Genomic DNA, 25612 nt, shown 5'->3' on the forward strand with positions numbered 1-25612 from the left:
GGTATCCAGCGTTGGCGGGGGATTCATTTGGGTGTGACAAGCATAGCCCAAACGTGCCACCGAAGCTGATTGCCCGCGTGTCCTGAGGGCAGCTGTTTTTGTGAAAATTGGCGTAGGTTCTGGTATGCACCATAAAATCGCGGGCTACCTTATTTGATTTACCGTCAATTCCCGGAGCATTCCCATGGCTGAACCCACCCCAACACCCCAAGTCACTACACCAGCGGGTGTCAGCCGCGTTGACATGGCCAACGCCATTCGCGCTTTGACCATGGACGCGGTACAAGCCGCCAACTCCGGTCACCCGGGCGCCCCCATGGGCATGGCTGACATGGCCGTGGCCTTGTGGGGCAGCCACCTCAAGCACAACCCAGGCAATCCCAAGTGGTTTGACCGCGACCGCTTTGTGCTTTCCAATGGGCACGGCTCCATGTTGCTGTATTCGGTGCTGCACCTCACAGGTTACAAACTGCCGATCAAAGAGCTGAAAAACTTTCGCCAGCTGCACAGCAAAACCCCAGGCCACCCGGAAGTGGATGTAACCCCCGGTGTGGAAACCACCACCGGCCCGCTGGGTCAGGGCATCACCAACGCGGTGGGTATGGCGTTGGCCGAAAAACTGTTGGCCCAGGAATTCAACCGTGAAGGTTTCCAGGTGGTGGACCACCACACCTACGCCTTCCTGGGCGACGGCTGCATGATGGAAGGCATCAGCCACGAAGCCGCGGCCCTGGCTGGTGCCTGGAAGCTCGGCAAGCTGATTGCTTTGTATGACGACAACGGTATTTCAATTGATGGCCAGGTGAGCCCCTGGTTCATTGACAACACGGCGCTGCGTTTTGTGGCCTACGGCTGGAATGTGCTGGGCCCTATCAATGGGCAAGACTCGGAGCTGGTGGCCCAAACCATTGCCCGCGCCAAGGAATGCACCGACAAACCCACGCTGATCATCTGCAAAACCGCCATTGGTGCGGGCAGCCCGAACCGCGCAGGCACCTCCAAAGCTCACGGCGAACCCTTGGGTGCGGAAGAAATCGGGCTCACCCGCGAAGCCATTGGTTGGCCGCATGCCCCGTTTGTGATCCCCAAAAACATCGCTGCCGCCTGGGATGCCAAAGCTGCTGGTAGTGCCGCCGAGAAAGCCTGGAACGACACCTTTGCCAAGTACAAGACCGCCCACCCGGCGTTGGCCAAAGAGCTGACACGCCGCATGAAGGGTGAACTGCCGAAAAACTTTGCCCAGGTGGCGGTGGACACCGCAGTGGCCGCGCACACCAAGATGGAGACCGTGGCCAGCCGCAAGGCCAGCCAGCTGGCGCTGGAATCCTTCACTGCAGCTCTGCCCGAGATGCTGGGTGGTTCGGCCGACCTGACCGGCTCCAACCTGACCAACACCAAGAGCACCCCCGCCTTGCGGGTGGATGACCAGGGCGTACCCAATGGGGGCCGCCACATCAACTACGGCGTGCGTGAATTCGGCATGGCTGCCATCATGAACGGTGTGGCGCTGCATGGCGGCTATATCCCCTACGGTGGCACCTTCATGACCTTCAGCGACTACAGCCGCAACGCCATCCGTATGGCCGCGTTGATGAAGCTGCGCGTGGTGCATGTCTTCACCCATGACAGTATTGGTCTGGGCGAAGATGGCCCGACCCACCAGTCGATTGAGCACGCCGCCAGCCTGCGCCTGATTCCCAACCTGGACGTGTGGCGTCCGGGTGACACAGCCGAGACCGCCGTGGCCTGGGCCGTGGCCCTGCAAAACAAGACCAAGCCCACAGCACTGCTGCTGAGCCGCCAGAACATCAGCTATGCGCCCAAGGCCAGCCTGGGTGACATCAGCAAAGGGGCTTACGTGTTGGCCGAACCCACCGAAGTGGGTTTGAAGAAAAAAGCCCAGGCGGTGATCATCGCCACTGGCTCGGAAGTGCAACTGGCCTTGAAGGCACAAGAGCTTCTTGCTACACGAAAGATAGCTGTCCGTGTAGTTTCCATGCCGAGTAACACCACTTTTGATCAACAAGATGTGGCTTACAAGACGGCGGTTTTGCCCAAGGGCTTGCCGCGTATTGCGGTGGAAATGGGTGTGACAGATGGCTGGTGGAAATACGGCTGCGCCGCCGTGGTGGGTATTGACACCTTTGGTGAATCCGCCCCTGCGCCGGTGTTGTTCAAGCACTTTGGTTTTACGCCTGAGAATGTGGCGGACACGGTCGAGGCTGTGCTTCGCAAGTAATTACGGTTGTTTTTGATTCATTAACTTTTGGAGAACCCTATGACGATCAAGATTGGTATCAACGGCTTTGGCCGCATCGGCCGCAACGTGTTGCGCTCGGCCCTGCAAAATTTCAGCGACATCGAAGTCGTTGCCATCAATGACCTGCTGGAACCAGAATACCTGGCTTACATGCTGCAGTACGACTCGGTGCATGGCCGCTTCAAGGGTGAAGTCTCGGTGGAAGGCAGCACCCTGGTGGTGAATGGCAAAAAGATCCGCCTGACACAAGAGCGTGACCCAGCCAACCTGAAATGGAACGAAGTCGGTGCCGACATCGTGATCGAATCCACCGGTATCTTTTTGGACAAGGCCGGTGGCGAAAAACACCTGGCAGCCGGTGCCAAAAAGGTCATCTTCTCGGCGCCTTCCAAAGACGACACCCCGATGTTTGTGTTTGGTGTGAACCACAACACCTACGCTGGTCAGGCCATCATTTCCAACGCTTCTTGCACCACCAACTGCCTGGCTCCCCTGGCCAAGGTGATTCATGACAAGTTTGGCATCAAACGCGGTTTGATGACCACCGTACACGCCGCTACTGCGACACAAAAAACCGTGGATGGGCCGTCCAACAAAGACTGGCGCGGTGGCCGTGGCATTCTGGAAAACATCATTCCCTCTTCCACCGGCGCGGCCAAAGCGGTGGGTGTGGTGATTCCTGAGCTGAACAAGAAGCTCACCGGCATGTCCTTCCGGGTGCCGACCAGCGACGTGTCGGTGGTGGACCTGACCTGTGAACTCAACACCAGCGCCACCATGGCTGAAATCTGCGCCGAAATCAAGGCCCAGTCCGAAGGTGCATTGAAGGGCGTGCTGGGTTATACCGACCAGAAAGTGGTGGCCACCGACTTCCGTGGTGAAACCCGCACCTCGGTGTTTGATGCCGATGCCTCCATTGCCCTGGACGGCACCTTTGTCAAGCTGGTGAGCTGGTATGACAATGAATGGGGTTACTCCAACAAGTGTCTGGAAATGGTGCGCGTGGTTGCCAAGTAACTGATTCCCGTCTCAATAAAAGTCAAAGCCCACACCATTGTCGGTGTGGGCTTTTTTGTATGCAAAAAAAGGGCGAGGACGGAATCAGCGTACTGGCGCGGGCTTTAAAAAATCGGGTTGACGCGACCCGACCGAAACAGGGGCGAGGTGTCTTGACAAGCTTTTGATCATTGATGCGCAAAGCGTAAAAACACCGACCGTGTGATACCCCAGCGCTGGGTGGTGGCGCATTCCTTTGCATGGCTGGAGAAATGTCGGCGTTTGTGGAAGAGCTGTGAACGAAAGCTCAACACCAGCTTGCCGTTCGTTCATCTGACTTGCCTGATCCTGTGGGTTCGGAGATCATCAACCGGCTCTCAGGTATTTTCCTCCTGCTTTCTCAGGTATTGGCCTGATGTTCATGGCACCAACATGCGCCTACAGTGGGTGCCATGTCAGAAAACATTTCAAATCAACACACAGACAGGGTCACATCATGAGTCTGCGTATTTTGTTGGTGGATGACAACCTCACATTCATGACCGCTGTCAGCCAGTGTCTGGCCTTGTTGCCCAACACTGAAGTGGTTGGTCAGGTCACCAGCGGTGCCGAGGCCTTGATTCAAGTCAAAGCGCTGCACCCCGACCTGGTGCTGCTGGACATTGTCATGCCCCACATGACGGGCCTGGAGGTCGCGGCCCAGTTGAGAACCTGGCCTCACGCGCCGCACATTCTTTTTTTATCTTTGCATGACAACGATTCATACCGCACTGCGGCACGTGAACTCGGTGCTGTGTCCCTGGTGGGCAAAGCCAATTTTGTCGTTGACCTGATCCCCATCATCACCCAACTTGCAGCAACCATGGTCCGAACGCAACAAGAGACACCCGAACAAGACCCTCAACAACCTACAGAGGCGGCCACATGAACAACCTGTTTCACCGCCATCCAGAGCTTGTAGGGTGTCTGGCTTTCGGGCTGGTCAGCAGTGCCGCTGTGTTGTTGGCTGGTGGGCTGGACTGGCTGCCTGGCGTGTTGGCCTTGGTGATACTGGCATTGAGTGTGTTGCTCAGTATCAAACTGCAGTCATTGCGCTTGATCCAACAGCAGTCGATGGCCGATTACCTGACTGCCCAGGCCAACTTTGGCAAGGCAGTGATACCGGTCTGGCAAAACCACATTGAATCGTCGCGCAGTCAGATGGAATCTGCCGTGAATGCATTGTCAGAACGGTTTGGTGGCATTGTGGACAAGCTCGACACCGCCTTGCACACCGCCACCCGGTCCACCGACAGCATTGAGGGCAGTGGCTTGGGGGCACTTTTTAACCGCAGTGAAGCCGATTTGCGGGCCATGATTACGGTACAGGAATCCGCCATGGCCAGCATGGAAAACATGCTGGCCAAAGTGCAGGGGCTGGATCGCTTTATTGTGGAACTCCAGGACATGGCCTCTGACGTGGCCCGCATTGCCCAGCAAACCAACCTGCTGGCGCTGAATGCCGCTATTGAAGCGGCCCGTGCGGGTGAATTGGGCCGTGGTTTTGCGGTGGTAGCCAAAGAGTTCCGCATGTTGTCCAACCAATCGGGCGACACAGGTCGCAAAATCGCCGAAAAGGTCAACATCATCAACAGCGCCATCATCGACACCTGCACCGTGGTGCGTGAATCGGTATCGGCGGAAGATGGCTCCCTGCAAGCCGTGCATGCCACCATTGATCGGGTCATGAGTGACTTCAAAGGCGTGACCGAAGCCTTTCAGCACTCCAGTGACCTGTTGCAAACCGAGAGCATGAGTATCCAGGTTGAGGTGAACCAGGCGTTGGTCGAAATGCAGTTCCAGGATCGGGTAAGCCAGATCATGACGCAGGTACACAAGAACATGGACCGCCTGCCACAGATGCTGCAAGACCAAAGCCAGCACTACAGCCAAACCCAGTTGTTGCAAGCACCCGATGCCGAGCTGCTGTTAGCCGAGCTGAAGAAAACCTATGTGATGGCCGACCAGCACGTCATTCACGAAGGTGGCAAGGTTCAGCAAAGCGGCACCACCGACATCAGCTTTTTCTAGAGGATGAAAACATGGCAAAACTCATAATGGTCGTTGACGATTCCGCCTCCATGCGGCGGGTGGTCAGCATTGCACTCAAAGGTGCAGGCTATGACGTGATCGAGGGCTGCGACGGCAAAGACGCGCTCACCAAGCTCACCGGTCAAAAGGTGCACATGATCATCAGCGACGTGAACATGCCGGTCATGGATGGCATTGCCTTCCTGAAAGTCGTCAAACAAATGCCGGCCTATAAATTCACCCCGGTCATCATGCTCACCACCGAGTCGGCCGAAGAGAAAAAGCGCGAAGGCCAGGCCGCAGGCGCACGCGCCTGGGTGGTGAAACCGTTTCAACCCGAACAACTGGTCAACGCCGTGCAACGGCTGTGCCTGCCATGAACACCACCAACCCCCTGCGCATCCAGGGCGAGCTCACCATCTTTCGCGCGATGGAACTCAAGCCCTTGCTGCTGGCGGAACCGCCCATCGACGAGATTGATTTGTCCGGTGTCACTGATCTGGACACCGCGGGCGTGCAACTGCTGATGCTGGCCAAAAAAACCGCACGGCTGCAAAACCGCGATGTACGGCTGGTCGGGCACAGCCCGGCGGTGCTGGAGGTGTTTGAGCTACTCAACGTAGCGGCTTATTTTGGTGACCCTCTGGTGATGGATTCCAGCGCCAATGCTGCAACCCCAAGGAGCTGACATGGATATGGATGACGCACTGGAGACGTTCATTGTTGAATGTCGGGAATTGCTTGAAGACATGGAAACCGCCCTTCTGGCCGTGGAGGGTGAAGCAGAAAAAGACGAACTGATCAATGCCATCTTTCGCGCTGCCCACACGATCAAAGGCTCCAGCGGCCTGTTCGCCATGGACCATGTGGTGGCCTTTACCCATGTGGTGGAAAGTGTGCTCGACAAGGTGCGCGCAGGCAAGCTGGTGCTGGCGGACAAGCTGGTGGTGCTGATGCTGGCCTGCTGTGACCATCTGGGTGCGCTGGTGGACGGCATTGCCGCGGGTGAGCTACATGGCACACCCGAGCTGCAAGTCCAGGGTGAACCGCTGATAGTCCAATTACGCGCCTACCTGGATACTCCTAAAAAAGAAGCTACCAGCGCAATATCTACAAGCGCTACAGGCCAAAATGATGCTGAAAATGTGCAGCGTATCCATAGCGACAACGTTCACGCGGATCACTGGCACATTTCGGTGCGTTTTGGGGCCGATGTGCTGCGTAATGGCATGGACCCGCTGTCGTTTATTCGTTATCTCAATACCATGGGCAAGATTTCGGCGATTGAGACCCTGACCGATGCATTGCCAACAGCTGATTTGATGGACCCCGAGCTGTGTTACCTGGGGTTTGAGATGGCGTTTCAAACCCAGGTGGACAAAGCGGCCATTGAACGTGTGTTTGAGTTTGTGCGCGACGACTGCCGCTTGGTGATCCTGCCACCGCACAGCCGTATTTCCGAATACATCCGCCTGATCAGCCTGCAGCAAGGAGAAGCAGCCCGCCTGGGCGACATGCTGGTGCGTTGCGGCACGCTCACCGCCCAAGAGCTGGACATGGCACTCAACACCCAGGTGGATGTGCCTGCCAAACCCATCGGGACCATTTTGGTGGAACAAGGCTCGGTGCAGCCAGAGGTGGTGGAAGCTGCACTCACCAAGCAAAAGCAGGTCAAGGAAATGGGCGCGGCCGAGAGCAAATCCATCCGCGTGGATGCCGACAAGCTGGATCAGCTGATCAACCTGGTAGGTGAGCTGATCATTGCCGGGGCCAGTGTCAACATGATTGCCCACCGCTCCAAGGTGATTGAGCTGACGGAAGCCACCTCCAAACTGGCCACGCTGGTGGAAGAAGTGCGCGACAGCGCCCTGCAATTACGCATGGTGCGTATTGGGGCCACCTTCAGCCGCTTTCAGCGCGTGGTGCACGATGTGTCGCGTGACCTGGGCAAAGATGTGGCGCTGGTCATTGACGGCGAAGACACCGAGCTGGACAAAACCGTGGTCGAGAAAATTGGCGACCCGTTGATGCATCTGGTGCGTAACAGCATGGACCACGGCATTGAGAGCGCCGAGGTACGCCAACAACGCGGCAAACCAACACAAGGCACCTTGAAGCTCAATGCCTTTCACGACAGTGGCGCGATTGTGATTACCGTACAAGACGACGGCGGGGGTCTGAAAAAAGACCGTATTCTGGCCAAAGCCATCGAGCGTGGGCTGGTTGAGCCGGGTCACCACTTGAGCGACAGTGAAATTTATGCACTGATCTTTGAGCCCGGTTTTTCTACCGCCGAGAAGGTCACCAACCTGTCTGGCCGGGGCGTGGGGCTGGATGTGGTCAAACGCAACATCACCGCCCTGCGCGGGACGGTAGGCATTGCCAGTGAAGAAGGTGTGGGCACCAAGGTGACGGTACGCCTGCCGCTGACACTGGCCATCATTGACGGCTTCCTGGTCGGCGTAGACAAGGCGGTGTATGCCATTCCGCTGGACATGATCGAAGAGTGTGTGGCCTACAGCGCCGAGCCAGGGCACGACTACACCAACCTGCGTGGTCAGGTGCTGCCCTTCATCCGCCTGCGCGAACTGTTCTCGGTTCCAGGCAAACCGGCCAAGGGCGAAAACATCGTGGTACTCAAACACGCCGGGCAAAAAGCCGGGCTGGTGGTGGACACCTTGCTGGGCGAGTTTCAGACCGTGATCAAACCGCTGGGCCAGATGTTTGCGCAGAGTAAATGCATCAGCGGCTCCACCATTCTGGGCAGCGGCGATGTGGCCCTGATTCTGGATGTGCCGCAACTGGTGCGCCGCAGCATCAACGCCGTAAAAACTGGCATGCCAGCATCTAGCCGCGTCGAGCAATACGAGGGGCAGACACCATGAACAGACGCACCGACAACAGGGATATGCAGTCCGCAAGACATCGTCCATGGGCCAAGGGATATGTCAGTCAACTTGTGAGCACATTCTTTTTAAGTATTTATTGTGCAGATGAACAGCAAGCGGGTTTCCAAATTTAAAGAGGAATCATCATGTTTTCAAATTTAAAAATCTCGATGAGACTGGCACTTTCATTCATTGTGGTTTTATCACTCACCCTGTTTATTGGCCTGTTTTCCGTATTTGAATTAGGGAAAGTTAACCAGACCTCGACGGACATGGAAATCAACTGGATGCCCAGTGTCCGTGTCACCTCGGCGCTGGATACCAATGTTTCTGATTTTCGAATTGCCGAGCTACAGCACATTTTGTCCACAGATGACAAGGACATGAGCAAATACGAGCAAGACCTCTCAAAAATAACATCGGTCATTGAAAAGAATAGAAGTGAATACGAAAAATTAATATCCTCAGCTGAGGAAAGAAAAATATATGACTTGTTCACAAGCAACTGGAATGACTATTTAGCAGAACACAACAAACTGCTTGCCCTATCCCGGGCCAATAAAAACGATGAGGCCAAAGCACTGATCCGCGGGAATTCGCAAAAACAATTCGACGAGGCCAGCATTGACCTGCAAAAATTGGTCGAATTGAATGTAGAGGGCGGCAAAGATTCCAGCAAAACTGGCGATGCACTGTATGCCTCATCGCGCATGTGGATCTTTGGTGCTTTGATTGCTGCTGTGCTGTTAGGTGCTGGGTTGGCATTCATGGTTGTGCGCAGCATCACCGGCCCCACCAGGCGGATCGTTGAGAGTGCGGACAAGATGGCCGCTGGCGATTTCAGCTTCAAACTCGAACTCAACAGCAAGGACGAAATGGGCATGCTGGCCAATGCGATGCGCAGCCTGCAAGGCGCGGTACAAGCCATGACCGCTGATGCTGTTCTGCTGTCCAAAGCCGCGGTGGAAGGCAAACTGGCCACCCGAGCCGATGCCAGCAAGCACCAGGGTGACTTCCAGGGCATTGTCAAAGGGGTCAACGACACCCTCGACGCTGTCATCACCCCCTTGAACGTGGCCGCAGGCTATGTGGATCGCATCGCCAAAGGCGAAACCCCACCCAAGATCACCGACACCTATAACGGTGACTTCAATACCCTCAAAAACAACCTGAACGCCTGCATTGATGCCATCAACGCCCAAGCCACTTCCGCCCAGGGCATTGCCGACGGCAACCTGGGTGTGACCATCAACGTGCGCTCAGAATCCGACGTGGTCGCCAAGAGCCTGGTGGGCATCACCAAAGTGCTGCAAAGCCTGCAGACCGAGCTGCAACGCCTGACCGTGGCGTCCAAAGACGGACTCCTTTCCGAGCGTGGCAAACCCGAGCAATTCAAGGGGGCCTATGCCGAAGTGATTGGTGGGGTGAATCAAATGCTCGATGCCATCTTGCTGCCCATTGGCGAAGGCAACCGTGTGCTCAGCCTGATCCGTGGCGGCAACCTGCGCGAACGGGTGGAGATTGCCTGCAAGGGTGACCACGACAAGATGAAGCAAGCCATCAACGGCGTACACGCCTGGTTGAGCGAACTGATTACCTATGTGACGAAAGTAGCCAATGGCGACATGACCGCGACCATGGGCAAAGCTTCCAACGACGACCAGATTCACGAATACCTGGTTCTTCTGAAACAAAATATCCAGAACCTGGTGGCCGACACCAACATGCTGTCCAAGGCCGCCCTGGCTGGAAAATTTGAAACTAGAGCCGATGCCAGCAAGCATCAGGGTGACTTCTACAAAGTCATCGCCGGAACCAATGGCACGCTGGATGTGGTGGTCGACAAACTGGAGTGGTATCGCTCCATCATTGATGCCGTTCCGTTCCCGATCCACGTGATTGATCTGGACATGAAATGGACTTACCTCAACAAGGCGTTCGAGAAACTGATGGTCGAGCGCGGTTATGTGCGCGACCGCCAGGACGCAGTAGGCCGCCCCTGCTCCACGGCCAATGCCAACATCTGTAACACCAAGAACTGCGGCATCATGCAGCTCAAGAGTGGCGTCAAGGAAAGCTTCTTTGACTGGGGCAACCTGAAGTGCAAACAAGACACCGCCAACGTGCTCAATGCCAAAGGTGAGGCGGTGGGCTATGTGGAAACCGTGACCGATCTCTCCGCAACCCTGGGTGTCAAGAGTTACACCGAAAAAGAAGTGCAGCGCGTCGCCATGAACCTGGAGCGCCTGAGCAGTGGTGACCTCAACCTGGATCTGCAGACACAAGAAGCAGATCAATACACGCTGGAAGTCAAAACCCAGTTTGGCAAAATCAACAAGAGCTTCCAGCAAGTCGGGGTGTCGCTCAATGCACTGGTGGCCGATGCCACCATGCTGTCCGAGGCCGCCGTGGGCGGCAAACTCGCCACCCGGGCCGATGCCAGCAAACACCATGGCGAGTACCAGAAAGTCGTCAAAGGGGTCAATGACACGCTGGATGCCGTGATTGGCCCACTGAACGTGGCCGCAGGCTATGTGGATCGCATCTCCAAGGGCGATATTCCACAGAAGATCACCGACACCTACAACGGCGACTTCAACACCCTCAAAAACAACCTCAACACCTGCGTGGATTCGGTCAATGCGCTGGTGGCCGATGCCAACCTGCTGGCCAAGGCGGCGGTAGACGGCAAACTCGCCACCCGGGCCGATGCCAGCAAACACCAGGGCGACTTCCGCAAAGTGGTGGCCGGTGTCAACGACACGCTGGATGCGGTCATAGGCCCGCTGAACGTGGCCGCAGGTTATGTGGATCGCATTGCCAAAGGCGAAACCCCGTCCAAGATCACCGACACCTACAACGGTGACTTCAACGTGCTCAAGAACAACCTGAACGCCTGCATTGAGGCTATCAATGCCCAGGCGGCTTCGGCTCAAGGCATTGCCGACGGCAACCTGGATGTGGCCATCAACGTACGCTGCGAGTCCGACGTGGTGGCCAAGAGCCTGGTGGGCATCACCAAGGTGCTGATGAACCTGCAAACCGAGCTGCTGCGTCTGACCCAGGCCTCCAAAGAAGGATTGTTGTCCGAGCGCGGCAAACCCGCACAGTTCAAGGGAGCCTATGCCGATGTGATCAAAGGGGTCAACGAGATGCTTGATGCCATTCTGCTGCCCATTGGTGAGGGCAACCGCATCCTGGCGCAAATCTCCGAAGGCAAGCTCGACGAGCTGATTGCCCAGACCTACAAGGGCGATCACGAGAAGATGAAGCAGGCCATCAACAACGTGGCCAAGGCCGTTAACGCCTTGGCCGCCGATGCCAACCTGTTGTCACAAGCAGCGGTGGGTGGCAAGCTTGATGTCCGCGCCGATGCCAGCAAACACCTGGGTGACTACCGCAAGGTGGTCAACGGCTTGAACGAGGTGATGGTGGCCGTCAGCACCCCGGTGCAAGAGCTGACCCATGTGCTGGGAGCCATGGAAGGCGGCGACCTGACCCAGTCGATGAAGAAAAACTACGAGGGCACCTGGGACGACCTGAAGTCTGCGGTCAACAACATGCTCAAAAAATTGACGGACGTGGTCACCGATGTGAACTCTGGCGCACAGGCCCTGGCCAGCGCCTCTGAAGAAGTCAGTGCCACCGCGCAGTCTTTGAGCCAGGCCGCCAGTGAACAAGCGGCCGGGGTGGAAGAAACCTCTTCCAGCATTGAAGAGATGACCTCCAGCATTGCGCAAAACACCGAAAACGCCAAAATCACCGACGGCATGGCCAGCAAGGCGGCCAAGGATGCAGCGGATGGTGGCGAAGCGGTGAATGCCACGGTGGAGGCCATGAAACAGATCGCCAAGAAAATCGGCATCATCGACGACATTGCCGCGCAAACCAACCTGCTGGCGCTGAACGCCGCCATTGAAGCTGCCCGTGCGGGTGAACACGGCAAGGGTTTTGCCGTGGTGGCCGCCGAAGTGCGCAAACTGGCCGAGCGCAGCCAGGTGGCGGCACAGGAGATCAGCGAAGTGGCCAGTAGCAGCGTGGAACTGGCCGAAAAAGCGGGCCGATTGTTGGCCGAGATCGTGCCCAACATCCGCAAAACCAGTGACCTGGTGCAGGAGATTACCGCCGCCAGCACCGAACAAAGCAGTGGTGTCGGGCAGATCAACGGTGCGGTGAGCCAGCTCAACCAGACCACCCAGCAAAACGCCAGCAGCTCCGAAGAGTTGGCTGCCACTTCCGAGGAAATGAGCAGTCAGGCCGAACAATTACAGCAAACCATGGCCTTCTTCAAACTCGAGGGTGGTCCAAGTCGTGGCAAGGTCGTGGTTGGCAAGCTGCACAAGAGCACCGCCAGCACCAGAGTCACCACGGCCAAACCGGCGGTGTCGCATCTGTCGACCAGTGACGCAGGTGATCTGGATGAATCCCAGTTCACCAAGTTCTAAGCGGAGCAGACCATGAGTGCATTGGTCAAAGCTGACAAAGGGGCATCTTCCAGGCAACTGGCGGCGCAAGCCGCCGTGGAAGAAAAGCAATACCTGACCTTCATGCTGGGCGGTGAGATGTTCTCGCTGGGCATTCTGTGCATCAAGGAAATCATCTGGTACGCCAACCTGACCGAGGTACCGATGATGCCCGCCTGCGTCCGCGGGGTCATCAATCTGCGGGGGGCGGTGGTGCCGGTGATGGACTTGTCCATCCGCTTTGGCAAACCAAGCACCCCGGTCATCAAAAGCAGCTGCATCGTGATTGTGGAAGTGCCCACGGCCGTAGAGGGCGAACACCAGAACATGGGCATTGTGGTGGATTCGGTGCAGGCGGTGCTGGAAATCCCCTCCAGTGAGATTGAGCCTGCCCCGACCTTTGGTGCCAAGATCCGGCTCGACTTCATTGAAGGCATTGCCAAAATGAATGGCAAGTTTGTGATTCTGCTGAACGTCAACCGGGTGTTGTCGATGGAAGAAATTGGGCAAATGGGGCAGGCTGCGGCGGTGGTTGAGATGACCACAACTTGAGTCAGCCGCAAGAGGGGTATCCGAGGAGGTTTGCGGGTAGAAATACCAAGGTTAATGGATAGAAAACTATAAAAAATGTAGCTTACTACGCAATATTTATAAGGGCTATAGGCATATTAGATTCAAAAATGACAGTAGTTGTGAATTTTCATGTCATAGGTTTTGGAATCCGCGTCAGTCGTAATTTTTTAAATAGGGATAAGTATGTTTGCAAATATGAAAATTGGCCTGCGTCTGACGCTGGGTTTTGTCATTGTGCTGGTTCTGATGGCTGCGCTTGCCTTTGTCGGCATCAACGGCATGACCAATGTGCAGGGGCGACTTGATGGGATCGTTAATGACGACATGGTCAAAATCAAGCTCAATTCAGAGCTATCGGAGGCGGTGCACATCGCTGTACGGCTCACCCGTACGATGATTCTGGTGGATGATCCCGCGGCCAGTGCTGGCGAGAAGAGAAAACTCGATGCCATTCGTCAAAAGTACAACGAAACCTGGGACGCGTTGGAAAAGCTGCCTGCCAGTGACAAGGGTAAAGCGCTCCGTGCCAAGATCAAGGCTGCTGCGACAGAGGCACGGGGTGGCACGGATAAAGTGGTCGAATTGGCACTTGCCAACAAAGACCCTGAAGCTGTCAAAGTGCTGCTGGAAGAAGCAGCACCGGCAGCCCAAAAATGGCAGGATGCTATTGATGACAACGTGGCTTTCCAGGATGCTGGCACCAAGGATGACTATGCCATTGCGGTTGCCGCGTACGAGTCTGCCAGCCGGTTGATGTTGACATTGGCTGCAGCGGCGATTGTTCTTGGGGCCTTGCTGGCCTGGGTGCTTACCCTTTCCATCACCCGACCCGTCACTGAGGCACTCAACGTGGCCAACCGTTTGGCTGAAGGTGACCTGACGGTGCGCATTGATGCGACCAGCAAGGACGAAACAGGTCAGATGCTGCACGCCATGAGCAACATGATCACCAAGCTTAGCCAGGTGGTGGCCGATGTCAACAGTGGTGCCCAGGCGCTGGCCAGCGCCTCTGAAGAAGTCAGTGCCACCGCGCAGTCTTTGAGCCAGGCCGCCAGTGAACAAGCGGCTGGTGTGGAGGAAACCAGTGCCAGCATTGAGCAGATGACCAGCAGCATTGCGCAAAACACCGAAAACGCCAAAATCACCGACGGCATGGCCAGCAAGGCGGCCAAGGATGCGGTCGATGGTGGCGAAGCGGTGAATGCCACGGTGGAGGCCATGAAACAGATTGCCAAGAAGATCGGCATCATCGATGACATTGCTGCCCAAACCAACCTGCTGGCGCTGAACGCCGCCATTGAAGCTGCCCGTGCGGGCGAACACGGCAAGGGCTTTGCCGTGGTGGCCGCTGAGGTGCGCAAACTGGCTGAACGCAGCCAGGTGGCGGCACAGGAAATCAGCGAAGTGGCTGGCAACAGCGTGGAACTGGCTGAAAAAGCGGGCCGATTGCTGGCTGAAATTGTGCCCAACATCCGCAAAACCAGTGACCTGGTGCAAGAGATCACGGCAGCCTCGACCGAGCAAAGCAGTGGCGTGGGCCAGATCAACAGCGCGGTGAGCCAGTTGAACCAGACCACACAACAAAATGCCAGCAGCTCCGAAGAACTTGCTGCGACCAGTGAAGAGATGAGCAGTCAGGCCGAGCAGTTGCAACACACCATGGGCTTTTTCAAGCTCGACAGCAGTGGCGCTGGTGGTGGCAGCAGTTTTAGCGTGCGTAAAAGCAGCGCCAGCAGCAAGAAGCCTGCGCAGTCCAAGGCTGCTGCCAGCTTTAAGCCGGTGCCCAAGGCGGTGCAGTCGGTCAGCTCCGAGCTGGATGAATCTCAGTTCACCAAGTTTTAAGCGAGGTCTGTCATGAACACGCTTGTTCAAACTAGCTCAAAAGATATAGCTGCTCAGGCAGATGCAGCAAGGGCTAAAGAGGAAAAACAGTACCTGACCTTCATCCTCGGTGGCGAGATGTTCTCGTTGAGCATTCTGTGTATCAAGGAAATCATCTGGTACGCCAACCTGACCGAGGTACCGATGATGCCCACCTGTATTCGCGGGGTCATCAACCTGCGTGGCGCGGTGGTGCCGGTGATGGACTTGTCCAACCGCTTTGGCAAGCCTTCCACGCCAGTCATCAAAAGCAGCTGTATTGTGATTGTGGAAGTCCCCACGGCCACTGAAGGTGAGTATCAGAACATGGGCATTGTGGTGGATTCGGTGCAGGCGGTGCTGGAAATCCCCTCCAGTGAGATTGAGCCTGCCCCGACCTTTGGTGCCAAGATTCGCTCGGACTTTATTGAAGGTATTGCCAAGGTCAATGGCAAGTTTGTGATTCTGCTCAACGTCAACCGGGTGCTTTCGATGGAAGAAATCGGGCAAATGGGGCAGGTTGCGGCCATGGCAGATGTCCATCCGGGTTCCACTTAAGTTGGTTTCTTGAGAGCGTTTATCAATAAGTTGGGAAATGTTATGTTTACGTCGATGAAATTGAAGATGCGACTGAGCTTGGGCTTTGCCGCAATGATCATTCTTTTGATGATCAGCACAGTTGTGTCTTATTCTGGGTTGAAGGACAGTGCCACCAATATTGACCGTCTGGTGAATGACCAGTTTCCCAAAACGGTACAGGCCAATAACATCATTGATGCCGTGAACGTGATCGCACGTTCGACCCGTAACGCCTTGTTGGTCAAAGACCCCAAAGTGGTTCAGGCTGAACTGGATCGCATCCCTGCCCAAAGCAAAATCGTCACTGAAAACTTTGAGAAACTGGAGTTGGGTATCACCTCGGAAGAAGGCAAAGCCAGTTTGAAATTGGCACAGTCTGCGCGTGTGCCTTATCTGAAAAATTTGTCGGAACTCAAGGAACTGATCCTGGCGAGCAAGCGGGACGAAGCCGTTGCTTTTATGCTGGGAGAGCTGCGCATCAGTCAGAATAATTACCTGAAGGCGATCAACGACATGATTTCTTTTCAGACCAAACTGGTGGAAAAAGTGGGCATGGAGGGTGCAGCAGAGGTCAAGACTGACATCAGCGCACTGGTGACCCTTGCGGCGGTGTCCGCCGTGTTGGCTGTGCTGATTGCCTGGTGGATCATCTACAGCGTACTCAAACAACTTGGTGGCGAGCCCGACTATGCCCGCGAGATGGTCGCCAAGGTGGCCCAAGGTGACCTGAGCATCGAGCTGAAGACACATGCCAAAGACACTTCCAGCCTGCTGTACGCCCTGAAAACAATGGTTGCAAAACTTTCACAAGTGGTGACCGATGTCAACAGTGGTGCCCAGGCGCTGGCCAGCGCCTCTGAAGAAGTCAGTGCCACCGCGCAGTCTTTGAGCCAGGCCGCCAGTGAACAAGCGGCTGGTGTGGAGGAAACCAGTGCCAGCATTGAGCAGATGACTAGCAGCATTGCGCAAAACACCGAAAACGCCAAAATCACCGACGGCATGGCCAGCAAGGCGGCCAAGGATGCGGTCGATGGGGGCGAAGCGGTGAATGCTACGGTGGAGGCCATGAAACAGATCGCCAAGAAGATCGGCATCATCGACGACATTGCCGCGCAAACCAACCTGCTGGCGCTGAACGCCGCCATTGAAGCTGCCCGTGCGGGCGAACACGGCAAGGGCTTTGCCGTGGTGGCCGCTGAAGTGCGCAAACTGGCTGAACGCAGCCAGGTGGCGGCACAGGAAATCAGCGAAGTGGCCGGCAACAGCGTGGAACTGGCTGAAAAAGCGGGCCGATTGCTGGCTGAAATTGTGCCCAACATCCGCAAGACCAGTGACCTGGTGCAGGAGATTACCGCCGCCAGCACCGAGCAAAGCAGTGGCGTGGGCCAGATCAACAGCGCGGTGAGCCAGTTGAACCAGACCACGCAACAAAATGCCAGCAGCTCCGAAGAACTTGCTGCGACCAGTGAAGAGATGAGCAGTCAGGCCGAACAATTACAGCAAACCATGCTGTTTTTCAAGCTTTGAGTCATGGCGTGAATGTATCCACATCACTCTATATTTCATAGCTACTGACGCTTATTTGACAAGCACTACAGGTCAAAATAATAAAAATTAAATCAACAAGGACCCGAATTGCAGGTGAAATCCATTACCGATGCTGAATTTGCCCAGTTCCAGCGCTTTATTTTTGACGCAGCCGGCATTTCCATGGCCGATGCCAAAAAAGCGCTGGTCACCGGGCGGCTGGCCAAACGGTTGGACATCCACGGTCTGGAGAGTTTTGGTGCGTATTTCAAGCTACTTTCCAGCGGCCTGCACCCGGATGAAGTGCAAATGGCGGTCGACTTGCTGACCACCAATGAAACCTATTTCTTCAGGGAAATCAAACACTTTGAGTTCATGCGCACCCAGGCGCTGGTGGCACGTAGTCGGCCGGAAGCCTACCGTGTGTGGAGTGCGGCGAGTTCCAGCGGTGAAGAGGCCTACAGCATGGCCATGGTGCTGGCAGATTGCATGCAAACCACACCATGGGAAATTTTGGGTACCGACATCAGCACCCGGGTGCTGGCCGGTGCGCGCCGTGCGCTGTACTCCATGGAGCGTGGCCGCCACATTCCGCCAGACTATTTACGCCGCTTTTGCCGCAAAGGTACGGGTACTTATGAGGGCATGCTGTTGGTAGAGCGCAATTTGCGCAGCAAGGTCACGTTTCGCCACCTGAATCTGAACACCGCTTTGCCGCAACTGGGTCAATTTGATTTGGTGTTTTTGCGAAATGTGATGATTTACTTCAACCAGGAAACCAAACGTGAGGTGGTTGCGCGAGTGATCTCGGCCATCAAGCCTGGCGGATATTTTTGCATTGGTCATTCAGAAAGTCTCAACGACATCACAACCGCCGTGCGTATGGTCGCTCCGTCCATCTACCAAAAACCTTGTTGAGTTGACCATGGCCCGTTTAAAAGACCTGATGGATATTTTTTTGCAGCCGGGCGAACTGTTTGTCGCCGATGCCGGGTTTCAGATACGCACCATTCTCGGCTCGTGTGTATCCATTACCTTGTGGCATCCGGTATCTCGTATAGGCGGCATGTCCCATTTTTTGTTACCTACTCGGGGTAACCAAGTGCTGGAGCATGAGTTGGATGGTCGTTATGGGGACGAGGCACTGCTCCTGATGTTCAAGGATCTGAAGGCGGCAGGCATCAACCACAAGCATTGTCTAGCCAAGGTTTTTGGCGGAGGGAATATGTTTCCCGGCCACACACATGCCAGCAAAATAACCGTCGGCCAGCGCAATGGTGAAGCTGCACGTGCACTGTTGCAGCGCCATGGCATTGAGGTGGTCACGGAAAGCCTGTATGGTGAAGGTCACCGCCAGATTATTTTTAATGTCAGCAACGGGGATGTTTGGTCGCGTCAGGTGAAACCTTCCCGGCTGGAGAGTTTTGCAGACCATTACGCAGTCAAAGGAATACAACGATGAGCCGTATCAAAGTCTTGGTTGTCGACGATTCCGCAGTGGTGCGTCAGGTCGTGGCCAGCCAATTGGCGCAAGACCCAGGGATTGAGGTCATGGCCGCCGTCGCTGACCCGATTTTGGCCATTGCCCGCATGAAGGTGCAATGGCCCGATGTGATCGTGCTCGACATTGAAATGCCGCGTATGGATGGCATCACTTTCCTTAAAAAAGTGATGGCTGAGCGCCCTACACCCGTGGTCATTTGCTCCACCCTGGCCGAGGCGGGCGCGCAAACTTCCATGCAAGCGCTAGCCGCTGGTGCCGTTGCCATCATCACCAAGCCCAAGATTGGCTTGAAACAGTTTCTGGAAGATGCTTCGCAAGACATGGTGACGGCTGTCAAGGCCGCGGCGCAATCCAATGTACGCGCACTCAAGGTTCAGGCCAAAAACACGGCCGATGTCATCATGCCTGCGGCTGACAAACACAGTGCCATGATCCAGACCACCGAGCGTGTTGTGGCGCTGGGCACCTCCACCGGGGGAACTCAGGCGCTGGAAGTGGTGCTGACCAGCTTGCCACGGGTCACCCCCGGCATCGTGATCGTGCAACACATGCCTGAAAAATTCACCGCCGCTTTTGCCGAACGGTTAAACAGCTTATGCCAGATTGAGGTGAAAGAAGCGCAAAACAATGACCGTGTCATCAACAGCAGGGCCTTGATTGCGCCAGGTGGCAAACACATGCTGCTGCGTCGTACCGGCGCACAGTATTACGTGGAGGTGATGGACGGCCCACTGGTCAACCGGCACCGGCCATCGGTAGACGTGTTATTTCGCTCGGTGGCCAAATGCGCCGGGGCCAATGCCCTGGGCGTGATCATGACCGGCATGGGGGATGATGGTGCGGCCGGGTTGGCCGAGATGCGCAAGGCCGGGGCCCGCACGGTGGCGCAAGACGAGGCCAGCTGCGTGGTGTACGGTATGCCCAAAGAGGCCGTGAAACGTGGTGGTGTTGAAAAGTCTGTGCCCTTGACAGCCATTGGCCGGGAAATCATGCTGCAACTCTCAGGTGTTATGGTGCACTGAATAGCTGATCTTTCTCAAGGCACCACGCTGCTGATTCACCTATATTGCATATTAACTATTTGTTGGAGAACAACGATGGGTATCGAATGGAAAGAAGCCTACAACCTTGGTCAGGCTGACATTGACCAACAACATCGGCATTTGTTTGATCTGACCAACGCCTTGATGGATGCCGACAACGTGGTCACGATGCGCAGCTTGATCATGCAGTTGTACAAACACACACGAGAGCACTTCGAGCAAGAAGAAAACCTGATGCGCAAGATGAAGTTCCCGGATTTGGAAGTGCATACTCACTACCACAACAAGCTGCTGAGCAGACTCAACACCATCAGTCAGGAAGTGGGTCAAGGCGTATTTAATAAACCGGCGCTCACACAGCTTATGAACGATTGGGCCCTTCACCATATTCCATTGGACGATGCTGCGATAGCCACTTTCATGAACACCCCAAAGTAATTGGGGTCAACCTGGGTGAGGCCGCTACGGCAAACAAGGTAGGCTAAACCCCATTGTTTCTGTTGACAGGAAACAGCATCTGCATATTTGGATGCAGATTGAAATGCTTGAACAGTCAGGAGAAATTACATGAAATTCAGTTCACGAATCACCCTTTTTGGTATTGTTCCAGCCCTGATTTTTGTGGTCGGACTGATCATCAGTATTGGCGCTTTGCTCAATACGCAGCGGGAGTTTGATCGGTACATTCGTACCGAACAAGCCGTTGATCGTGGTTTGACGGATATGTATGCCCAAGGTTTGCAAATGGGGCAGGCTTTGCGCAATGTGCTGCTGGACCCGCAAAACCCCAAAGCCATGGACAATTTCAAAGCAGCGCGGATAGCCTACGACAAAGCGTATGCAGAAACGCGGCAAAGCGCCAAGGGCAGTGCCTTTGAAACCGCACTGGATCAGCTGCCACCACTGCGGGCGATACAAGCGAAAGCCCAAGAAAATGTGTTTTCACACATGGCCTCACCTCAAGAGGCTGTGGCGGTTCTGAACAAAGAAGAAACGCCAGCTTGGCGAGCCTTGAAGGCAGAACTGCTCAAGCAAAGCCAGTATGCAGAAAAAAGCTCCATAGCGGCACACCAACGCGTGACGGACATCACGCATCAGGCCGTTGTGCTGTCACTGGTCATGGCGCTGGTTGCTGCGCTGGTGACTTTGGGCATGAGCCTGAAGATGCAAACCAGTGTTCGCGCTGAATTGGGTGGTGATCCAGCTCAGGCGCGCGCCGCCCTGACAAGGGTATCGCAGGGAGATCTGACCACTGGTCTGAACAACATTGGCGGAGTTGACAGTTTGATGGGGATATTGATGCAAATGGAGTCTTCGTTAGCTGCCATGGTGCGTGATGTACGCAATTCTGCCAGCGGCATCGCCACCGCAACGGATGAAATTGCGCAAGGCAGTCAAGACCTGAGCAATCGCACCGAACACCAAGCCAGCGCCCTGGAGCAAACCGCCGCCAGCATGGAAGAGTTGTCCTCCACCGTCAAACAAAACGCCGACAACGCCCGCCAGGCCAACCAGCTGGCCATGAACGCCAGCAGCGTCGCCGTGCAAGGTGGTGAGGTCGTGTCCCAAGTGGTGCACACCATGAAAGGCATCAATGAGGCCAGCCGCAAGATCAGCGACATCATCAGCGTCATAGACGGCATTGCCTTCCAGACCAACATCCTGGCGCTGAATGCCGCCGTGGAAGCCGCCCGTGCCGGTGAGCAAGGCCGTGGCTTTGCCGTAGTGGCCTCCGAGGTGCGCTCACTGGCCGGACGCAGTGCCGAAGCCGCCAAGGAAATCAAGGCCTTGATCAACACCAGTGTCGAGCGGGTTGAACAAGGCACCACACTGGTGGATCAGGCGGGCATCACCATGCAGGAGGTGGTCAACAGCATTCGCCGGGTGACCGACATCATGGGCGAAATCAGCGCGGCCAGCAACGAGCAAAGCCAGGGGGTCAGCCAGGTGGGTGAAGCGGTCACCCAAATGGATCAGGTGACCCAGCAGAATGCGGCGCTGGTGGAGGAAATGGCTGCCGCAGCCAGCAGCCTGAAATCCCAGGCGCAGGAATTGGTACAAACCGTGGCGGTGTTCAAGCTGGGTGGATAAGTGAGTTTCGGGCCTTCCTGAAAAGTCTTGACACAATCTGCTCATGTTTGTTTCATCTGCGTTTTTAAAATCCGCAAACTCTCCCCGGTGGGTGGCGATGCTGGTTTTTTGTCTATCGTTGTTGCTGAGTGCATCCGTCATCTGGCAGCTGGAACGCAGCCGGGTTGATACTGCACGTGCACAAGCCTATGCACTGGCCAGTGACCGTGCCAATGAAGCCGTCAACCACTTGGATCGTGCGTTGTCTGCCGTCTACACCATGGGTGCTCTGGTACAGCAGGCACAAGGGCCGGTCACCAATTTCGAGTCGGCAGCCACCAAAATGCTGCCCAATTACCCAGGCGCATCCGTGTTGATCCAAGCCCCTGGCGGCATCATTGACCATGCAATACCCATTGAAGGCAATGAAAAAGCCATTGGACTGAACTTGTTACAAGACCCGGTGATGCGCACTGAAACCCTGATGGCGCGCAACACCGGGAAGTTGACACTGGCAGGCCCGCTTGAATTACGCCAGGGTGGCATGGGTCTGGTGGCGCGGTTACCCATTTTTCTGGATCAAACCCATGGCCGTTCCTACTTTTGGGGGTTTGTTAATGTGGTACTGAAATTGCCGCAAGCGCTGGATACAGTGCGCCTGCCCGAGTTGGCGCAACGCGGTTATCAGTACATGCTCTGGCGCGTTATCCCGGAAAATGGAAAGGTTCAGATCATTGCCCAATCTGGTGTAAAGCCCATGATAGAACCTGTGCACAAAAGTTTTTCGGTGCCCAATGGCGGTTGGACGCTGAGTCTGGCACCACAACGTGGCTGGAGTGACCCTCTGGGCTTGGCCAGCAAGGTCGGCGTGGGGTTGATGCTGTCATTGTTATTGGCCTATCTGGCCAAATTGCAGGTTCGCCAGCTGCTGTTGCGTAATGATCTGGAGCGTCAGGTGCGTGAACGCACCTTGGACATTCAGGAGTCCAAGCGACAACTTGCGGCCACTCTGGATGCCATCCCTGACCTTTTGTTTGAAATGGGACTGGATGGCCATTACTACGCCTGTCATGTACCACCGTCCCCATTGCTGGCAGACTTTGCATCAGATGTGTTAGGAAAAACGGTCGTGCAGGTCATGCCCGATGAAGCTGCGCAAGTGATGCTCCATGCCCTGGCTCAGGCACAGCAAGATGGGTTTTCCAACGGACAACAACTGATGTTGTCCTTGCCTGATGGGCCACATTGGTTTGAATTGTCGGTCGCACGCAAGACGGTGGCAGCGGGCCAGCCCCCCCGGTTTATCGTGATCTCGCACGAAGTTACAGCCCGCAAGCAGGCCCAAGCGCATGTATCCCGATTAGCCTATTTTGATGCTCTCACTGAACTGCCCAACCGCACGCTGCTTAATGACCGCATGGCCCAGGCCTTGAACGAAGCCAATCGGCGTAAAGACTCTTTGTGCGTGATGTTTCTGGACCTGGATCATTTCAAAAACATCAACGATACGCTGGGCCACCGGATAGGAGACGCTTTGCTGGTCACGCTGGCTCAGCGCATGCAAGCCACTGTACGTGTGCAAGATACAGTGGCTCGCCTGGGTGGCGATGAATTTATCTTATTGTTACCCGACACCAGCGCACAAGGGGCTGCACGGGTAGCCCAAAAGCTTTTGCAAGCGGTTTGCGTGCCGGTGAATGTGGAGTCACATGAGCTGACGGTGACACCTTCGATAGGTATCGCCATGTGTCCAGAAGATGGCCATGATGCCGAAAGCTTGTTCAAACATGCGGACGTGGCCATGTATCTGGCCAAAAAATCGGGCCGAAATTGTTACCAGTTTTTTACCGCCGAGTTGCAGGTGAATGCCGCTCGCGCCTTGCTGCTGGACAACGAGTTACGCCGTGCATTGGCACGCGGTCAGCTTGAATTGCATTACCAACCACAAGTATCTTTGAGCACCGGCAAGGTCATGGGCATGGAGGCGTTACTTCGTTGGCAGCACCCAGAGCTAGGCCAAGTGTCTCCGGCAGAATTTATACCGGTAGCCGAGCGCAGTGGGCAGATTTTGCCCATAGGTCAGTGGGTGCTGGAAACCGCTGTAGCCCAAGCGCGACAGTGGCAAGACATGGGCTTGGATCCCCTCACCGTGGCCGTGAATGTGTCTGCGGTGCAGTTTCACCAAGCCAACTTGCCTGAATGTGTGCGCCAAATCTTGAAACAAAGCAATTTGGACGCGCAGTGGCTTGAGATTGAGCTGACCGAAAGCGTGGCGCAACAAGACCCTGTGGAGGCCATGAACATGATGGCGCAGTTGCACCAGTTGGGCGTACGATTGTCCATGGATGACTTTGGTACAGGCTACTCTTCGCTGAGCTACCTGAAGCGTTTTGCAGTCACACAACTCAAGATTGACCAATCTTTTGTGCGTGACATTTGTGACGATGCCGATGACTTGACCATTGTTCGGGCCATCATCAGCATGGCGCGTAGTCTGGGACTTGAAACCATCGCTGAAGGCGTCGAAACCCAAGATCAGCTGACATTGTTGCGCGCCGAGGGTTGCCACGAGGTACAAGGCTATTTCATCAGCCGTCCCCTGCCGGTGGCTGCGGCAACGGCTTTTTTGCAACAACAAAAAAACCTGAAGGATTGAGCCCCTGATCTGCTACAACCCAGCTTCTTATCAAGAATACGGGACACTCCATGAATTACCAGGCTGACATCACTCGTTACAACACCATGCACTACCGCCGCTGCGGTACAAGCGGGCTGAAACTGCCCGCCATCAGCCTGGGCTTATGGCACAACTTTGGTGATGCCACACCTTTGTCAACCCAACGGGACATGTTGCGCACTGCATTCGATGCGGGCATCACTCACTTTGACTTGGCCAACAACTACGGCCCACCCTATGGCAGTGCCGAAGCCAACTTTGGCACCCACCTTAAACGTGACTTCAAACCCTATCGCGACGAACTGATCATCTCCAGCAAAGCTGGCTATGACATGTGGCCAGGCCCTTATGGTCAAGGCGGTGGCTCGCGCAAATACGTGTTGGCGAGCTTGGACCAAAGCCTGCAACGCATGGGCCTGGATTATGTGGATATTTTCTACAGCCACCGATTTGATCCTGATACGCCGCTGGAAGAAACCTGTGGTGCCTTGGCCAGTGCAGTGCAGCAGGGTAAAGCCTTGTATGTGGGCATCAGCAGTTATTCGGCGGGTAAAACGCGTGAGGTTGCTGCCATATTACAAAGCATGGGGGTACGGACTTTGATTCACCAGCCATCCTATAGCTTGCTGAACCGCTGGATTGAAGAAGACCTACTCACTGTGCTGAACGACACGGGCATGGGCTGCATTGCCTTCAGCGCATTGGCACAGGGGCTGTTGACAGACAAGTATTTGAAAGGGGTGCCAGAAAATGCGCGCATTAACCGTCCTGGTGGTAGCTCGTTCAAGCCTGATTTTTTAAATGACACCAACCTGAAGCATGTGCGCGCCCTGAATGGCATGGCACAAGCGCGGGGTCAAAGTCTGGCGCAAATGGCCACCGCCTGGGTACTTCGTGATGCCCGCGTGACCAGCGCCCTGATTGGTGCCAGTTCAGCTACACAAATAACTGAACTGGTGGGCGCACTGCGGAATCTGGACTTCAGCGCTACCGAGCTTGCAGCCATTGACGAGCATGCAGTCGAAGGTAGCATCAATCTGTGGAAGCGTCCAAGCACGGATCAGCGGCTTTGATCGCTGTCGATGAAGTGGTCTGCTGCTTG

18 protein-coding genes and 3 pseudogenes are annotated in these 25612 nt (G+C 55.5%); all 21 read left to right on the forward strand.

The features are described 5' to 3' along the window. Positions 1-184 precede the first annotated feature (184 nt). The 21 genes and pseudogenes from tkt (at position 185) to mgrA (ending at position 25583) form a co-directional block, all read left to right on the forward strand. Entirely contained in the window at positions 185-2239 is a 2055-nt protein-coding gene (tkt, locus tag LDN84_RS00365) for a transketolase (RefSeq protein ID WP_223906493.1), read from the forward strand. Positions 2240-2278: 39 nt separating this feature from the next. Next, a complete protein-coding gene (gap, locus tag LDN84_RS00370; RefSeq protein ID WP_223906496.1) occupies positions 2279-3277 on the forward strand; it encodes a type I glyceraldehyde-3-phosphate dehydrogenase in 999 nt (332 codons plus the stop codon). A 177-nt stretch (positions 3278-3454) separates the two neighbouring features. Then, a pseudogene (locus LDN84_RS00375) lies at positions 3455-3619 on the forward strand (IS5/IS1182 family transposase); the annotation flags it as partial. A 133-nt stretch (positions 3620-3752) separates the two neighbouring features. Continuing rightward, the gene (locus tag LDN84_RS00380; protein WP_223906500.1) at positions 3753-4184 is read left to right on the forward strand and encodes a response regulator; all 432 of its coding nucleotides are present in this window, start codon (positions 3753-3755) and stop codon (positions 4182-4184) included. After that, positions 4181-5326 (forward strand): methyl-accepting chemotaxis protein, encoded by a 1146-nt coding sequence (locus tag LDN84_RS00385; RefSeq protein ID WP_223906504.1) that lies wholly within the window; start codon positions 4181-4183, stop codon positions 5324-5326. Before LDN84_RS00380 ends, LDN84_RS00385 begins: the two co-directional genes overlap by 4 nt. Positions 5327-5337: 11 nt before the next feature. Then, entirely contained in the window at positions 5338-5706 is a 369-nt protein-coding gene (locus LDN84_RS00390; RefSeq protein ID WP_223906507.1) for a response regulator, read from the forward strand. Further along, positions 5703-6014 (forward strand): STAS domain-containing protein, encoded by a 312-nt coding sequence (locus LDN84_RS00395; protein ID WP_223906510.1) that lies wholly within the window; start codon positions 5703-5705, stop codon positions 6012-6014. The genes LDN84_RS00390 and LDN84_RS00395 overlap by 4 nt, the downstream gene beginning before the upstream one ends. Position 6015: 1 nt before the next feature. Further along, positions 6016-8211, forward strand: a complete 2196-nt coding sequence (locus LDN84_RS00400; RefSeq protein ID WP_223906513.1) for a chemotaxis protein CheA — start codon at positions 6016-6018, stop codon at positions 8209-8211. Positions 8212-8360: 149 nt separating this feature from the next. Beyond that, positions 8361-11072, forward strand: a pseudogene (locus LDN84_RS00405) (MCP four helix bundle domain-containing protein); the annotation flags it as partial. Between the two features lie 198 nt (positions 11073-11270). Continuing rightward, positions 11271-12659, forward strand: a pseudogene (locus LDN84_RS00410) (methyl-accepting chemotaxis protein); the annotation flags it as partial. A gap of 12 nt (positions 12660-12671) precedes the next feature. Continuing rightward, positions 12672-13229 carry a chemotaxis protein CheW gene (locus LDN84_RS00415; protein WP_255610436.1) on the forward strand — a complete coding sequence of 186 codons (558 nt, stop codon included), beginning with the start codon at positions 12672-12674 and terminating at the stop codon, positions 13227-13229. 204 nt (positions 13230-13433) lie between these two features. Next, positions 13434-15092: a methyl-accepting chemotaxis protein gene (locus LDN84_RS00420; RefSeq protein WP_223906516.1), complete on the forward strand. Its 1659-nt coding sequence runs from the start codon at positions 13434-13436 to the stop codon at positions 15090-15092. 12 nt (positions 15093-15104) lie between these two features. Continuing rightward, complete coding sequence (locus LDN84_RS00425; RefSeq protein WP_223906519.1) at positions 15105-15668, forward strand: chemotaxis protein CheW; 564 nt, start codon at positions 15105-15107, stop codon at positions 15666-15668. A 54-nt stretch (positions 15669-15722) separates the two neighbouring features. Continuing rightward, positions 15723-17216, forward strand: a complete 1494-nt coding sequence (locus LDN84_RS00430; RefSeq protein WP_223913268.1) for a methyl-accepting chemotaxis protein — start codon at positions 15723-15725, stop codon at positions 17214-17216. Between the two features lie 108 nt (positions 17217-17324). Next, positions 17325-18134 carry a CheR family methyltransferase gene (locus tag LDN84_RS00435; RefSeq protein WP_223906522.1) on the forward strand — a complete coding sequence of 270 codons (810 nt, stop codon included), beginning with the start codon at positions 17325-17327 and terminating at the stop codon, positions 18132-18134. 7 nt (positions 18135-18141) lie between these two features. Beyond that, positions 18142-18678, forward strand: a complete 537-nt coding sequence (locus LDN84_RS00440; RefSeq protein WP_223906525.1) for a chemotaxis protein CheD — start codon at positions 18142-18144, stop codon at positions 18676-18678. After that, complete coding sequence (gene cheB, locus LDN84_RS00445) at positions 18675-19742, forward strand: protein-glutamate methylesterase/protein-glutamine glutaminase (protein WP_223906528.1); 1068 nt, start codon at positions 18675-18677, stop codon at positions 19740-19742. Before LDN84_RS00440 ends, cheB begins: the two co-directional genes overlap by 4 nt. A gap of 75 nt (positions 19743-19817) precedes the next feature. Then, positions 19818-20201 (forward strand): bacteriohemerythrin, encoded by a 384-nt coding sequence (locus tag LDN84_RS00450; RefSeq protein ID WP_223906531.1) that lies wholly within the window; start codon positions 19818-19820, stop codon positions 20199-20201. A gap of 129 nt (positions 20202-20330) precedes the next feature. Further along, positions 20331-21854, forward strand: coding sequence for a methyl-accepting chemotaxis protein (locus LDN84_RS00455; protein WP_223906534.1), 1524 nt, complete (start codon positions 20331-20333; stop codon positions 21852-21854). 121 nt (positions 21855-21975) lie between these two features. Then, entirely contained in the window at positions 21976-24489 is a 2514-nt protein-coding gene (locus tag LDN84_RS00460) for a bifunctional diguanylate cyclase/phosphodiesterase (protein WP_317134821.1), read from the forward strand. A gap of 50 nt (positions 24490-24539) precedes the next feature. Next, the gene (gene mgrA, locus LDN84_RS00465) at positions 24540-25583 is read left to right on the forward strand and encodes an L-glyceraldehyde 3-phosphate reductase (protein WP_223906540.1); all 1044 of its coding nucleotides are present in this window, start codon (positions 24540-24542) and stop codon (positions 25581-25583) included. Positions 25584-25612: the final 29 nt, after the last annotated feature.

It is taken from the genome of Rhodoferax lithotrophicus (assembly GCF_019973615.1).
Lineage (GTDB): Bacteria > Pseudomonadota > Gammaproteobacteria > Burkholderiales > Burkholderiaceae_C > Rhodoferax > Rhodoferax lithotrophicus.